We start from the raw sequence: 13,956 nt of genomic DNA on the forward strand, positions 1-13,956 counted from the left end.
GGCCGCAGCGGGCTGCCTGGGTCGGGCCGTCATGCCCGGGCTTGACCCGGGCATCTTTTGACGAGCTTCCGAGACTCATCGGGCACGAGATTCTCGGGGCAAGCCCGAGAATGACGCGCCCAGACCGCCACCTCACTTCGTGAAGCGCGTGGTCTCCAGCACCGGCGGGCCGAGATTGAGCGAGGCCTTGAGCTCGTAGCCGAGGTCGAGGTTGTCCTTGTAGGCCCAGAGCTGCATCATCTCGTTGACCGGAATGGCGCAGACATCGGCGATGATCTTCTCCTGCGCCGTCTTCCAGAGCGCGAGCTGCTTGGCCTTGTCCGTCTCGGAGCGGGCCGCGTCGATCTCGGCATCGGCCACCTTGCAGTGGGAGAAGTTCGTCACCGCGGTCGGCGTCTTCACGGTCGCCCGCGAGTGGAAGAACTGGGAGAGATAGACATCCGCCACCGGGAATCGCGCAGCCTGGAAATGCACGACCTGCGAGAGGTCCTGCCGGATTTGCTGGTGGAAGGTCGCATGCTCGACCGGCTGGATTTCCAGGGTGATGTTCGCCTTCTTCAGCAGCGCCTGCACGGCTTCGGTAAAGCTCAGCATCGAGGGCAGGGTGGTGTTGATCGCCTTGATGGTGATGCCGTTCGGGAAGCCCGCCTCGGCCAGCAGGGCCTTGGACTTGGCGAGGTCGTAAGGCAGGAGCGGGGCCTTCTCGTCCGTGCCGAGATAGCCGGACGGCACGACCGAGACGGCCGGGCGCGAGATGTTCTTGCCGCGGAACTGCCAGATCGCATTGCGGTCGATCGCGTAGGCGATCGCCTGGCGGACCTTGAGGTTGTCGAGCGGCGGCTGGCTCTGGTTCAGATGCAGCACCGACATCTCGGCCGGGCCCATCGCCACCACCTTGACGCCGGGGATAGCGTTCATGCGGTCGACCCAGGCCTGCTCCTGCCGGCCGAGCATCATGTCGAGCTCACCGGACTGGAAGGCGAGGTCGCGCGAGGAATCCGAGGGGATGAAGCGGTAGAGGATCTCGGTCAGCTTCGGCTTGCCGCGGAAGTAGTTCGGGTTGGCGACGAGCTTTGCGTATTGCTGCGGCACGTATTCGGAGAACATGAACGGGCCGGTGCCGACGGGCTTCTTGGCGAAGCCTTCCTTGCCCAGCTCCTCGGCGGCCTTCTTACAGACCATGTTGCCGCCATGGTAGTTCATGACGATACCGAGCAGGCTGGGGATGACCTGCTTCAGCGTGATCTTGACCGTGTATTTGTCGGGCGCCTCGATCTTGTCGACCGCTGCGTAGTCCGAGGAGAAGGCCGAGCTCTCCTTGCTGGCGGCGCGCTTCAGCGAATAGACCGCGTCCTCCGAGGTGAACTCGCCATAGCCGTGATGGCACTGCACGCCCTGGCGCAGCTTGAAGGTCCATTCCTTGCCGTCTGCCGAGCTCGTCCAGCTTTCGGCGAGGTCGGGCTCGATGAATTCGGGCGAGAGTTGGCCCGGCTTGATGCGCACCAGCCCGTTGAACATCCACTGCAGCATCGCCTTGCCGGGCGTGCCGGAATTGAGATGCGGGTCGAGCACGCCTGCGTCTGAACTCTGCATGCCGACCGTCAGCACCGTCTTCTGGGCCAGCGCCGGACTGCTGAGCAGCGCGCCGGCCACCAGCGCGGCGAAGAGCGAAACACGTCTTGTCATGATGATCCCCTGCTTTTGTCGTTGATTGGTGATCGCGTTCTCAAGCCATCGCGCGCAGGCCGGCGCCCGGTGGCGGTCGGAAACCTCTAGAGCGTGTCCTCCAGCCGGCAGTTGACGAGCAATTCGGCGACGGTCGCATTGTTGGGCAAGGCCAGCAGCGTGACAACCAATTCCGCAAGGTCAGCCGGCTGCGTCATCGCCTCGGGGGCGAGCGCGGTGCTCGACGCCGTCATGTCGGTGCGCACGAAGGAGGGGCACAGCGCCGTCGCCCGCACGCCCTTGCCCCAGGCGATGCGCCGGGCCGCATGGTTGAGCGCTATCATCGCGTGCTTGGTCATGTTGTAGGCGAGATGATCGTTGCGGACGCGCTTGCCCGACAGCGAGGCGACATTGACGATCCGCCCGCTGCCGCTGGCCTCCAGATGAGGCAAGGCGCAATGGATCAGGTTGAGCGGGCCCTTGCAGTTCGCCGCCCAGATCGCGTCGAGCACGGCCTCGTCGGGCGCGCGCAGGGTCATGGAGCTGTGCATGCCGGCATTGTTGACGAGCCCGTCGATCCGCCCGAAACGCCCCACCGCTGCATCGATCCAGGCGCGGTGGCTCGACCAGTCGGCCGCATCGTAGCGGGCGATGTGGAGGCGCTCGGCGTCCCAGCCGGCCGTCATCGTCTTCAGCGAGGTGAGGTCGCGGCCTCCCAGGCTGAGGTGATAGCCCGCGCGATGAAGCGCTTCTGCCGCAGCCCGGCCGATGCCGCGATTGGCGCCGGAGATCAGGATCACGCGTCCCCGAGGACTCAGCATCTCGAAAACTCCTCAGCCATGCAGGCTCAGCGGGGCGGCCGGTGCGGAGCGACCGGCGAATCGGCCAAGCTCGAACGGGGACAGGTCGAAGCGCGGCTGACGGCCCAGCGCCAGGTCGGCCACGATCTCTCCGGTGACCGGGCCGATGCCGAAGCCATGGCCGGAGAAGCCGGCGGCGAGCACCAGTCCTTCGATTCCCGTGCGGGCATCGATCGCGGGCAGCGCATCGGGCGTGAGGTCGATCAGCCCGCCCCAGACCCGCGCCAGCCCGGCTTCCGCGATGGCCGGCAGGATCGGCGAGACACGACCGATCAAGGTGGCGATGTCGACCGTGCGCGGGGCGAGGCTGTCGGCGTTCCAGCCGGCCGGCTCGTGCGGCCAGTCGCCGATGCCGGTGGTCACGCGCAGACGGCCATCGACCTCCTGCCGCCCGGCGGCGTCGGCATTGGCGACGCCGAACACCTGCTCGAAGACCGGCGGCAGCGGCACGGTCTGCAGGACGCAGACGCGCTTCACCGCGAGCGGGAGCGACAAGCCCAGCGGGGCGAGCAGCTCCGGCGCATGGATGCCCGTCGCGAGCACGACCCTGTCCGCCTCGATGCGCTCGCCGGAGGCGGTTTCGATGCCCGTGACGCGCTCGCCCTGCCGCAGAAGAGCCCGCACTGGCGTGCCTTCGCGGATGACGGCGCCGTGACGCACCGCTGCCGCGGCGAAAGCGCGCGTGGACGGTACCGGGTCGGCATGGCCGTCGCCCGGGCAGAAGGAAGCTGCCAGGATGCTCGGGCCGATCGCTGGCGCCACGGCGTGGATAGCTTCCTGACCGGCGAGGTATTCGATCTCGAGGCCGAGAGCCCGTTGATCCGAGACGAGGTTGCGGATGATCTCCGCCTCAGCCTCGGTGCGGGCCAGACGCAGATTGCCCTTGCGGCGATAGCCGGTGGCGGCGCCGAGTTCCTCGTCGAGCCCGCTCCAGCGCTCCACGGCGGCGCGGGCCAGCGGCAGCTCTGCGGGATCGCGGCCGGACTGGCGCACCCCGCCGAGGGTCCAGCCGGAGGCCATCGCCGCGAGCTCGCGCGCCTCGAACAGCGTGACCGAATGACCGGCTCGGGCGATCTCATAGGCGGCAGCGGCGCCGCTGATGCCGCCTCCGACGATGACGACCTCCGGCATCGTCTGCCGTCTCAGGAGAGGTCGACGGTCAGGCGCGTCTCGGCTTCTTCGGGCCGGCGGCGCTTATAGGCGGTCATCTCGAACTCAACCTTGAGTTCGGGCTGGCCAAGCGGGGTGCAGGTGGTGGTGTTGGCCGGGTCGATGCCCCTGAACTTACGGCCGACGACCTCGTTGACCTCGTCCATGTCGGCGATGTCGGGGACGAAGACCTTGACCGCCACGACATCCTTCAACGAGGCGCCGACCGCCGCCAGCGCGCCCTCGACATTGCTGAAGGCCTGTTCCGCCTGGCCCTTGGCGTCGGGCGCAATGGCGCGGGTCTTGTAGTTCCGGCCGGCCGTGTTCGACACGAAGATCATGTCGCCGGCGACGACGACGCGCGAGTAGCTGTTCAGCGTCTCGTATTTGCTGCCGGATTTGACTTTGACGATCTCGTTCATGACGGCCTCGACAGACGATGAGCGATGCCCCGCACGGTGTTTCCGCCGGGCGCATCCGGTACCTGACTGGTGTATACCATTTGACGCAATCCGGGCTGTCAAGCAGCCCGTTGCCGTGCTCCGCCTCTTTTTTCGGCCGCGCTGCAGCGAAAAAACGCGCTGCAGCGCGAGATGCTTTGCGTCCTTCGGCCCGGTGCATCGTCCTGCTCCTGCGGCAACCTGCGCGACGTTGACAAGCTGGTATACACCAAATCATTCTGCCCCTGCGGTCGCCAGACCGACCATAAAAAGAGGGGTATCCGATGGTGTCGATCTCTCGTCGCGGTCTGCTCGCCGCAGGCGCCGCTCTGCCGCTTCTGGGCCTGAAGGCGCGGGCTCAAGCGCCCGGCAAGGTCCTGCGCTTCGCCCTCTCCAGCTTCCCGCCCAGCATGCAGCCCTGGATGCACACAGGCACCGCTGCATTGACGGTCAAGCTGCTGATCTTCCGGGGCCTTACGGGCTTCGACGAGAAGGGCGAGGTTCGTCCGGAACTCGCCGAGAGCTGGACGCAGGATGGGCCGACCGGCTGGGTCTTCAAGCTGCGGGAGGCGACCTTCCACAACGGCAAGCCGGTGACGGCTGAGGATGTGAAGTGGACGCTGGAGCAGGTGGCGGCGCCGAATTCCACCGCCTTCATGAAGGCCGAGTTCGGCGGCGTGGACAGGATCGAGACGCCCGATCCGCGCACGGTGCGGATCGTGATGAAGGAGCCGACGGTCACGCTCCCGATCTGGCTGGCGAGCCCGCATATGCCGATCATCGCAAAGGATTCGATCGAAGGCCGGGCCGGCCTCGGCATCGGCGCCGGCCCGTTCACGCTGAAGGGGCAGGAGCGCGGGGTCTCGATCGAGGTCGCAAAGTTCGACAAGTACTACAAGCCCGGCCTGCCGAAGCTCGCAGGCGTGAAGCTCACCGCCTATGCCGACGAGAATCTGCGTGTGGCGGCGCTTCAGGCCGGCGATGTCGACCTGATCGAATACGTGCCCTGGCAGCATATGAACGCGATCGAGAAGGATCCGCGCCTGTCGCTGGTGGCGACGGACGGCCCTTTCATGGGCCTCAATTTCAATGGCGGCAGCGGGCCGTTCAAGGATGTGCGCCTGAGGCAGGCCGTGGCCCATGCGGTCAGGCGCGAGGAAATCGTCCAGGCGGCCTTCTTCGGCCGGGGCAGCAAGCTCGAGGGCATCCCGATCGCACCCGGCAGCCTCTGGTTCGACGAGGCGCGGTCGAAATACTGGGCCTATGACAAGGACAAGGCGAAGAAGCTGATGGCGGAGGCGGGCGTCGCCAACGGCTTCTCCTGCACGCTGCTCTCGACCGCCCAATACGGCATGCACAAATCGACGGCGGAGATCGTGCAGGCGCATCTCTCCGAGATCGGGATCGAGGTGAAGCTCAACCTGCCCGACTGGGCCGGGCGCGTGGATGCCGCCGGCAAGGGCCGCTACGAATTCATGGTGCAGGGCACCACCGCCGACAACAACGATCCGGACGGGCTCGCCCCCCTGATCGACGGCGACCTGCCGCCCAACATGGCCCGCAGCTGGCAGATCCCGACCCCGGAGATGCACATGCTCTTCGCCAAGGGCCGCGCCGAGTTCGATCCGGCCAAACGCAAGGCGATCTATGCGGAGCTCGAAACCGTCGCGCTGAAGCAGGCGCCGCTGGTCGGCCTCGCCTGGCGCTCGCAGGGTTACGGCATGGCCAAGGGCGTAACCGGCTTCAAGAGCTATCCCGGCAGCACGAACTTCTTTTCCGCCTACTCGATGGAGGAGACCTCGCTGGCCTGAGCCGGCACGCGCCGGAGCCTGCCGGATCCACACGAAGCCACCGTCATCCCGGTCGAGCCCGGGATGACGCAGTGTTCCCGCGTGACCGGCGAGCGCTAAGCCGCTTGCGTCGTCCGCTTCAGCCGTTCGAACCGGTCGAGACGGAAGGGCTGCGGGTCGATCACCGGCGTCTTGCCGGAGACCAGATCGGCGATGAGCCGGCCTGCGCCCGGGCCGATGCCGAAGCCATGGCCGGAGAAGCCGCAGGCGAGCACAAGGCCTGGAAGGCGCGGCACCTCGCCGATCACCGGCACGGCGTCCGGCGTCGCATCGATCAGCCCGCCCCAGGCCTGCGCGATCTTCATTCCGGCGAAGGCCGGAAAGGCCGCGACGAGATTGGCCTGCGCCTCCTTCAGGATTGCCTGCGACGGTTCCGGGTCGAGGATGCGCTCGCGCTCGAACGGGGTCGTCTCGTCGAGGCTCCAGCGCTTCGCGGTCGCCGCTTCGGTGAGGAAGCGGCGGCCCAGCTTCAGTCTCAGCTCGTGACGCTGCCGCATCAGCGAGGGCAGGAAATCGCGCATCAGCCGGAAGCTGTCGGGCACGATCTCCGCCACGCTCGCGCCGCGATGGGCGATGGTGTAGCCGCCGTCCTGACGCTTGCGGAAGGCGAAGTCTGATGCACCCACGGCGTGGACCGGCGGGCCCTCCATCGGCGCGGTCCGCAGCACCGAGCCCAGCACCTTCAACGAAGGCAGGTCGATCCCGAGATTGCCGAGGAAGAGCCGCGACCAGGCTCCTCCTGCCAGCACGACTCGCTGGCAGGCGATGCGGCCGCGCTCGGTCACCACGGCGCTGACGCGGCCGGCCGCGGTCTCGATCCCGCGTACGGCGCAGCGCGTCAGCACCGTGCCGCCATGGCGGCGCAGCGCGCGGGCCATCGCCGGCACCGCCTTCTGAGGCTCGGCACGGGCATCGCTCGGTGTGAAGAGGGCGCCCGCGAAGGCCCGCTTTCCGCCGGGCACGACACTGTCGATCTCGCGCGCGCTCAGCAGGCGGGAGTCGAGCTGGTATTGCTTCGCATGCTCCAGCCAGGCCTCATGCTCGGCGAGCTTGGCCGGCGTGTCGGCGACGTAGACGATGCCGGAGCGGGTGAAGCCGGTGTCGCCTCCGACCAGCCGGTCCATATCCTCCCAGAGCCGCATGCTTTCGAGGCCGAGCGGAATTTCGCCGGGGTCGCGGCCCATGACGCGGACCCAGCCCCAGTTGCGGCCGGATTGCTCGTGACCGACCTCGCCTTTTTCGCAGACGGTCACGGAGATGCCCTCTCGCGCCAGGAAGAGGGCCGTGGCGATGCCGATGATGCCACCGCCGATGACCACGACATCGCTTGCCGCAGGCAAGCTGTCGTCACGCTCGATTGTCTCGATGGTGATCCCCATCAGTCCGTCCCCCGCTCAGTGCCCGCCTCGGCCGTCCGCCCGTCTCCGCCCCCGCTGCTGCGGAAGACGACGTGATGCGGATGATTGACCGACTTCATGTATTCGATCGGCCTGCCATCGGCGTCATGCGCGACGAGCCTCAACACCAGGGTCGGTGCGCCGGTCTTCAATGCGAGCTGGCGCGCTTCGAGCTCTGTCGCGGTGCCGACCGAAATCTCGCGCTGGTCGGCTGTGACCGTCAGCCTGTAGCGCTCGCGCAGCAGGTCGTAGAGCGATTGCCCGGCGATCAGGTCCTCGGCGACGAGGCTGGGGACACGCTCGGCCGGCAGCCAGCTCGTCTCGATGCAGAAGGGCTCGTCATTGACGCTGCGCAGGCGCCGGAACATCACGAGGGCCGTGCCGGGCGCGACGCACAGCCGCTGCGCCACGCTCGGGCTCGCGGGCTCCTCGGCGAAGTGGAGGAGGCGGGTGCCCGGATTGCCGCCGGCATTGCGGATCAGGCGGGTAATGCCCAGCGTCGAGCGGACCTCGATCGGCCGCGTCACCTGGACGAGCGGCACGCGCGTGCCGCTGGTGCCGTTGCGCTCGAGCACATTGCGCTCGACCAGCCGGTCGATGGCCTTGCGGACCGTCATACGGTTGAAGCCGAGCGTGTCGGCGAGCGCGCGCTCCGAGGGAATGCGGTCACCCGGCCCGTAATCCGGTCCGTTGATCAGGTCGAGCACATAGTCCTGCACCTCGACATAGATCGGTTTGCGGGCTTTCGCGGCTTCGGGCATCTCGCGCGGCTCGATCAGGGATGGAACTTCATCTTGTTAGCGTCCGCGCGGCGCCGCCGAAAGAGGCGGCCGGGCATTGGTTGACAGCAATTGGTATAGGTGATTGGTGTATACCAATTCAAGCCCAAGCCGAGAAGCCGCTCATGTCCATCGCTTTCGATCGTGCCGCCGTCGAGCCGAGCTTCGGTCCTGCCCGCGCCGCTCTGCCCGAGGCGTTCGAACTGGGGCGTTCGCTGGCCGGCGAGATCGACCGCGTCTATTTCGTTGCCGCCGGCTCGGCCAACCGCGCCATGCTCGGCATCAAGTACTGGCTGGAGCACTATTCGCCCGCCATCGAGGTGCGGCGTTATTTCCCGGCCGAGTTCATGGCAATCGATCCGCCGCGGCTGGATGGGCGGACGCTGGTGGTGCTCGCCTCGAAGTCCGGGACGACGCCCGAGACCGTCGCTGCGGCGCATTTCCTGAAGGGCAGGCCCTGCAAGGTCGTCGCCTTCAGCCAGTATGGCGACAGGCCGCTGGCGCAGGCCGTGCCGCGGCATTTCCTCGTCGGCGACACCAGCGAATCCTTCGCGGCGATGTTCATGGTGATGCAGGCCCTGATCGGTGGGCTGATGGCCGGCAAGGACGACTGGCCACTGGCCGACAAGCTGATGGCCTCGCTCGACGCGCTGCCGGCGGCGCTCTGCGATGCGGCTGAGCAGAACGAGGCGCGGGCGGCCGCCGACGCGCGCGAATTCGCGCAGGACCGGCACTTCTACCATGTCGCCGCCGGCCCCTGCTTCACCACCGCCTATGTCTTCGGCGTCTGCATCCTGATGGAGATGCTCTGGCTGCATTCCTACCCGATCGAGGCGGCCGAGTTCTTCCACGGCCCCTTCGAGATCGTCGACAAGCAGACCCCGCTGATCCTCATCACGGGCGAGGACCGCAGCCGCCCGCTGATGGAGCGCGTCGCAACCTTCTGCGACAGCCATGCCGGCCGGGTGATGAAATACGATTCCCGCGATTTCGCGATGGCCGGCATCGACCCCGCAATCCGCCCGATCGTCGCGCCCTACATCCTCCAGGCGGCGTTGAAGCGCATGGCCGCGCATCTCTCGGTGCTGCACAACCAGCCGCTCTCGACGCGCCGCTATATGTGGAAGGTGGCTTACTGAAGGGTGACCTGATGCCTGTGCGCCTGCTCGGCCTCGGCGACAATACGGTCGACACCTATGTCGATCGCGGCCTGCAGTTTCCGGGCGGCAACGCCGTCAACGTCGCAGTGCTCGCGCGGCGGCTGGGCGCGGAGACGGGCTATCTCGGCTGCCTCGGCGCGGACGAGGCCGGCATGCTGCTCTGCGGCGCGCTGCGGGCGGAGAAGGTCGATACGACGCGCTGCCGGGTCCGGCCGGGAGCCAATGCCCGGGCCTTTATCGGCCATGACGGGCAGGACCGGCGCTTCCTGCGGTCCGAGCGCGGAGTGCGCGGCGAATGGGGACCGTTCGACGCGGAGGATCGCGCCTACATAGCCGGCTATGATCTCGTTCATTCGAGCGTCTACAGCGAGTTGGGCGAGGCGCTTGCCATCGTGCGCGATGCGGCGCGGCGCCTGTCCTATGACTTCTCCGAACGCTGGACGGACGAAAACCTCGCCGCGACGCTTCCAGCCGTCGATATCGCGTTCCTGTCCTATCCGGCGGCGTCCGACGAGGAGTGCCGTGGCCTGCTGGGCCGCTGCGTGACGCTCGGCGCCGGCATGGCTGTGGTCACGCGCGGCGCACGCGGCTCGATGGCGCTGAGCGCAGGGCGCTTCCATGGCCATGGCATCAGCCCTGCGCCTGTCGTCGACACCCTCGGCGCGGGCGACGGTTTCATCGCCGCCTTCCTGATGGCCATATTGGCCGGCGCCCCGATGGACGCAGCGCTGGCGGCGGGCGCCGATCATGCGGCGCAGGTTTGCGGATATCAGGGCGGTTTCGGCCATGGTGCGACGTGGTCGCCGGCCGAAGCCGCCGTTTCTTGAGGGAGGACATCGTCAATGGCCTGGCGGATCGGGATCGACTCGGGCGGCACCTTCACCGATGTCTGCCTGTTCGACGACGCCAGCGGCGAGGTCGCCGTCTGGAAGGTTCCCTCGACGCCTGACGACCCGTCCCGCGCCATTGCGCGCGGCACGCAGGAGGGGACCGAGCGCGTCGGCGCCTCTGCATCCGAGGTGACCTATTTCGGCCACGGCACCACCGTCGGCACCAATGCGCTGATCCAGCACCGCGGCGTCAAGGCGGGGCTCATCACCACCGACGGCTTCCGCGACCTGCTCGAAATCGGCCGGCAGAAGCGGCCCGACCTCTACGATCTCCAGGCCGACAAGGCCCCGCCGCTGGTGACGCGCGACCTGCGCTTCGGCGTAAAGGAGCGGGTGCGCCATGACGGCTCGGTCGAGATCCCGCTCGACGAGGATGGCGTGCGCGAGGCGGCGCGTGCTCTCAAGGCCGCGGGCGTCAAGGCGATCGCAATCGGCTTCCTCTACGGCTTCGTGCGGCCCGACCACGAGCAGATCGCCAAGCGCATCGTCGAGAAGGAATTTCCCGAGGTCTTCGTCTGCTGCTCGCACGAGGTGGCGCCGGAATTCCGAGAATACGAGCGGATCTCGACCGCGGCGGTGAACGCCTATCTCGGGCCGGTGATGCAGGGCTATATCCGCCGCCTCGCCGAAAGGCTGAAGGAGCTCGGGCTCAAGGCGACGCCGCATCTGACGCAGTCCAATGGCGGCGTCATCGGCTTCGACATGGCCGCGCGCCTGCCCGTCCGCACCGTGCTGTCCGGACCCTCCACCGGCGTCGTCGCGGCGCAGGCCATCGGCGCCATGACCGGCATCGAGAACCTCATCACCTTCGACATGGGCGGGACCTCCTCGGATGTGGCGCTGCTCCGCGGCGGCGAGGCGAAATCGGCCAGCGACGCGATCGTCCATGGCTATCCGATCAAGGCGCCGATGCTCGACATCCACACGGTGGGCGCCGGCGGCGGTTCGCTGGCGGCGATCGATTCCGGCGGGTTGCTCAAGGTCGGGCCGCGCTCGGCCGGCGCCGATCCGGGGCCAGTCTGCTATGGCCGCGGCGCGACCGAGCCTGCCGTCACCGACGCGAATGTCGTGCTCCAGACGCTCAATCCGACGCATCTGCTCGGCGGGCGGATGCCGATCGATCAGGCTCTGTCCAGGCAGGCGATCGGCAGGCTCGCCGATCAGCTCGGGCTCGACCTGATGGCGACGGCGCAGGGCATCATTTCCGTCGTCACCGCGAACATGGCCAAGGCGATCCGCGTCATCAGCGTCCAGCGCGGGCATGATCCGCGCGATTACGCCCTTGTCGCCTTCGGCGGGGCGGGGCCGCTGCATGCGGCGAGGCTGGCGCGCGAGCTGGAGATGAAGCGCATCATCGTGCCGCGCAATCCTGGCATCGGTTGTGCGCTGGGCCTGTTGCTGACCGATCTGCGCGCCAATTTCGCGACGACGCGGCTCGCGCCGCTGTCGGAGGATCTCGTGCCCGCGATGACCGAGGCCTTCGCCGCGCTGGAGGAGAAGGCGGAGCACTGGTTCGCCGAGGAGAGCGTCGCGCCTGCCGACAGGCGCCTGCGCCGCACCGCCGATCTGCGCTACCAGGGCCAGAATTACGAGCTTGCGATCGACGTGCCGGACGGGCCGATCGGTCCCGCCACCATCACGGCTCTTGGCGAAGGCTTCGCCGAGGCGCATCAGCGGCTCTACGGCTTCGTCGCCGAGGGCGAGACGGTCCAGCTCGTTACCTACCGCGTCGAGGCGATCGGCCTCGTGCCCAAGGCGCAGTTCCGGCCGCAGCCCGATGCCGGCCCGGCTTCGGAGCACGCGATCATCGGCAGCCGCGAGGTCTGGTTTCCCGAGGCAGGCGGCTTCGTCGACTGCACCATCTACGACCGCGACAAGCTCAAGGCGGGCAATCGCATCGCCGGCCCCGCCATCATCGAGCAGATGGATTCGACCACCGTGCTCCTGCCGGGCATGACCGCCACGGTCGAGCCCTATCTGAACCTGATCCTGGAGACGCCGTGATGAACGCGACCGCTCCCGTCGCCGTCGATCCGATCACCGTCGAGGTCATCGGCTCCTCCTTCGCCTCGATCACCGAGGAGATGGGCGAGGCGCTCGTCAAGGCGAGCTATTCGACCAACATCAAGGAGCGCCGCGACTGCTCGACGGCACTGTTCGATGTCGAAGGCCAGACGCTCTGCCAGGCCGAGCACATCCCGATGCATCTCGGCTCCTTCATCGGCATCATTCCGCATATCCTGAAGCGGCACAGCATCGAAGCGATGAAGCCGGGCGACGTCTTCATCGGCAACGACGCCTATGAGGGCGGTGGCACGCATCTGCCCGACATCGTGCTGGCGGAGCCGGTCTTCCACGACGGGACAATGGTCGCCTGGGCGGTCAACACCGCGCACCATTCCGACTTCGCCGATCGCGGTCACGCCCATATCTACCAGGAGGGCCTGCGCATCCCGCCGATCCGCCTCTATGATGGCGGCGTGCTGATGAAGGACGTGCAGGAGCTGATCCTGCTCAACTGCCAGGTCCCGCGCGAGCGCCTCTCCGATCTGCGCGCGCAGATGGCGGCCAACCGCCTCGGCGTCGAGCGGGTGAAGGCGCTCTGCGACAAATACGGGCAGGCGACCGTGCTGGCGGCCGGCAGGGCGCTCCAGGACTATGCCGAGCGCAAGATGCGCGCCGGCATCGCCTCGATCCCGGACGGCACCTATCGCTTCTCCGATTCCTTCGACAATCCCGAGATCGACGCTCCGCTGACCTTCTCGGTCGAGATCACCGTCGCTGGCGAGGAGATGAAGCTCGCCTTCGACTCGCCGGCGCAGATGCGCACCGGCTTCAACATGGTCTACACGGCGCTGCTCTCGACGGTATATTACGCCGTCAAGACGGTGGCAGACCCGACGATCCCGCCCAATGCGGGCCTTGCGCGGCCTCTGACGGTCGAGGCGAAGGAGGGCACGGTGCTGAACTGCGTCCACCCGGCCGCCGTCAACGGACGCATCGCCTCCTGCCAGCGCGTGGTCGACCTGATCCATGGCGCGCTCGCACAGGCGGTTCCGGAGCGCGTCATCGCAGCGTGCTCGGGCGCGGTCGCTAGCGCGACCTTCGCCGGCACGCAGCCCGGCACCGGGGAGCTCTGGGTCTATCTGGAGACGATCGGCGGCGGCTCCGGTGCGCGCGCGAACAAGGACGGGCTCGACGGCGTCCATGTCCACATGACCAATACCTCCAACCTGCCTGTCGAAGCGCTGGAACTCGAATATCCCTTGACGCTGCTGCGCTACGAACTCGTCGACGGGTCGGGCGGCGAGGGGCGCCAACGGGGCGGGATGGGCCTGCGCCGCGTCTACCGCGCGGAAGCACCGTGCCGGCTCAACATCGATAATTCGCGCCTCCAGTCCCGGCCGTGGGGCATCGCCGGCGGCGGCGAAGGGCAGGGCGGGTCCTTCGTCTTCAGCGAGGGCGTCGAGCCCTTCATCAAGGGGGACGGTTCGCTCGAGCCCGGCCAGATCGTCGAGATCATCACGCCCGGCGCGGGTGGCTACGGCCCGGTCGCAGAACGCACGGCGGAGGCGCGCGCGCGCGATTCGGCGGAGAAGCGCTTCTGAGACGCACAGGCGTCCAGAGGCGCAGTTCCCGCGCGAAGGCGTCAAGCCACCTCCGCCAGCGACGCTGGCCGTTGACCCGTTAGGACACTTGACCTATTCGTTATTGGGTCAGGTGTCCTACAAGCGATGGGCGGGCGTGCAGCCGGCCCATCGGCAAG

At 67.6% G+C, this 13,956-nt stretch carries 11 protein-coding genes; 5 read left to right on the forward strand and 6 right to left on the reverse strand.

Features of this window, described 5'->3' with window-relative positions; all coding sequences use genetic code 11:
- Positions 1–132: 132 nt before the first annotated feature.
- The 4 genes from BW981_RS08200 to BW981_RS08215 form a co-directional block, all read right to left on the reverse strand.
- On the reverse strand, positions 133–1,686 hold the full coding sequence (locus BW981_RS08200; RefSeq protein ID WP_076438019.1) for an ABC transporter substrate-binding protein: 1,554 nt from the start codon (positions 1,684–1,686) through the stop codon (positions 133–135).
- Positions 1,687–1,772: 86 nt separating this feature from the next.
- Entirely contained in the window at positions 1,773–2,486 is a 714-nt protein-coding gene (locus BW981_RS08205; RefSeq protein WP_076438021.1) for an SDR family NAD(P)-dependent oxidoreductase, read from the reverse strand.
- Positions 2,487–2,498: 12 nt separating this feature from the next.
- A complete protein-coding gene (locus tag BW981_RS08210) occupies positions 2,499–3,656 on the reverse strand; it encodes an NAD(P)/FAD-dependent oxidoreductase (RefSeq protein WP_076438023.1) in 1,158 nt (385 codons plus the stop codon).
- 11 nt (positions 3,657–3,667) lie between these two features.
- Positions 3,668–4,096: a Rid family hydrolase gene (locus BW981_RS08215; RefSeq protein ID WP_076438024.1), complete on the reverse strand. Its 429-nt coding sequence runs from the start codon at positions 4,094–4,096 to the stop codon at positions 3,668–3,670.
- 302 nt (positions 4,097–4,398) lie between these two features.
- Between BW981_RS08215 and BW981_RS08220 the strand changes: the two genes are divergently transcribed.
- Complete coding sequence (locus BW981_RS08220; RefSeq protein ID WP_076438026.1) at positions 4,399–5,925, forward strand: ABC transporter substrate-binding protein; 1,527 nt, start codon at positions 4,399–4,401, stop codon at positions 5,923–5,925.
- A gap of 95 nt (positions 5,926–6,020) precedes the next feature.
- Here the strand turns inward: BW981_RS08220 and BW981_RS08225 are convergent, their stop codons facing one another.
- Both BW981_RS08225 and BW981_RS08230 read right to left on the reverse strand, forming a co-directional pair.
- A complete protein-coding gene (locus tag BW981_RS08225; RefSeq protein ID WP_076438027.1) occupies positions 6,021–7,343 on the reverse strand; it encodes an NAD(P)/FAD-dependent oxidoreductase in 1,323 nt (440 codons plus the stop codon).
- Entirely contained in the window at positions 7,343–8,122 is a 780-nt protein-coding gene (locus BW981_RS08230; protein ID WP_076438029.1) for a GntR family transcriptional regulator, read from the reverse strand. Before BW981_RS08230 ends, BW981_RS08225 begins: the two co-directional genes overlap by 1 nt.
- A 143-nt stretch (positions 8,123–8,265) precedes the next feature.
- On the opposite strand from BW981_RS08230, the gene BW981_RS08235 reads away from it, so the two are divergent.
- The 4 genes from BW981_RS08235 to BW981_RS08250 are packed head-to-tail and all read left to right on the forward strand — an operon-like array spanning position 8,266 to position 13,798.
- Positions 8,266–9,279, forward strand: a complete 1,014-nt coding sequence (locus tag BW981_RS08235; RefSeq protein ID WP_076438031.1) for an SIS domain-containing protein — start codon at positions 8,266–8,268, stop codon at positions 9,277–9,279.
- An 11-nt stretch (positions 9,280–9,290) separates the two neighbouring features.
- On the forward strand, positions 9,291–10,127 hold the full coding sequence (locus BW981_RS08240; protein WP_076438032.1) for a PfkB family carbohydrate kinase: 837 nt from the start codon (positions 9,291–9,293) through the stop codon (positions 10,125–10,127).
- Between the two features lie 15 nt (positions 10,128–10,142).
- The gene (locus tag BW981_RS08245) at positions 10,143–12,194 is read left to right on the forward strand and encodes a hydantoinase/oxoprolinase family protein (RefSeq protein WP_076438034.1); all 2,052 of its coding nucleotides are present in this window, start codon (positions 10,143–10,145) and stop codon (positions 12,192–12,194) included.
- The gene (locus BW981_RS08250) at positions 12,194–13,798 is read left to right on the forward strand and encodes a hydantoinase B/oxoprolinase family protein (protein ID WP_076438036.1); all 1,605 of its coding nucleotides are present in this window, start codon (positions 12,194–12,196) and stop codon (positions 13,796–13,798) included. The genes BW981_RS08245 and BW981_RS08250 overlap by 1 nt, the downstream gene beginning before the upstream one ends.
- Positions 13,799–13,956 lie beyond the last annotated feature (158 nt).

Origin of the sequence: Allobosea sp. TND4EK4, from assembly GCF_900156025.1 — a bacterium.
Lineage (GTDB): Bacteria > Pseudomonadota > Alphaproteobacteria > Rhizobiales > Beijerinckiaceae > Allobosea.

Excerpts from the sequence above, each read along its gene's own strand:
- BW981_RS08200 (WP_076438019.1), bottom strand. The coding sequence starts at position 1,686 with ATGACAAGACGTGTTTCGCTCTTCGCCGCGCTGGTGGCCGGCGCGCTG.
- BW981_RS08205 (WP_076438021.1), bottom strand. The coding sequence starts at position 2,486 with ATGCTGAGTCCTCGGGGACGCGTGATCCTGATCTCCGGCGCCAATCGC.
- BW981_RS08210 (WP_076438023.1), bottom strand. The coding sequence starts at position 3,656 with ATGCCGGAGGTCGTCATCGTCGGAGGCGGCATCAGCGGCGCCGCTGCC.
- BW981_RS08215 (WP_076438024.1), bottom strand. The coding sequence starts at position 4,096 with ATGAACGAGATCGTCAAAGTCAAATCCGGCAGCAAATACGAGACGCTG.
- BW981_RS08220 (WP_076438026.1), top strand. The coding sequence starts at position 4,399 with ATGGTGTCGATCTCTCGTCGCGGTCTGCTCGCCGCAGGCGCCGCTCTG.
- BW981_RS08225 (WP_076438027.1), bottom strand. The coding sequence starts at position 7,343 with ATGGGGATCACCATCGAGACAATCGAGCGTGACGACAGCTTGCCTGCG.
- BW981_RS08230 (WP_076438029.1), bottom strand. The coding sequence starts at position 8,122 with ATGCCCGAAGCCGCGAAAGCCCGCAAACCGATCTATGTCGAGGTGCAG.
- BW981_RS08235 (WP_076438031.1), top strand. The coding sequence starts at position 8,266 with ATGTCCATCGCTTTCGATCGTGCCGCCGTCGAGCCGAGCTTCGGTCCT.
- BW981_RS08240 (WP_076438032.1), top strand. The coding sequence starts at position 9,291 with ATGCCTGTGCGCCTGCTCGGCCTCGGCGACAATACGGTCGACACCTAT.
- BW981_RS08245 (WP_076438034.1), top strand. The coding sequence starts at position 10,143 with ATGGCCTGGCGGATCGGGATCGACTCGGGCGGCACCTTCACCGATGTC.
- BW981_RS08250 (WP_076438036.1), top strand. The coding sequence starts at position 12,194 with ATGAACGCGACCGCTCCCGTCGCCGTCGATCCGATCACCGTCGAGGTC.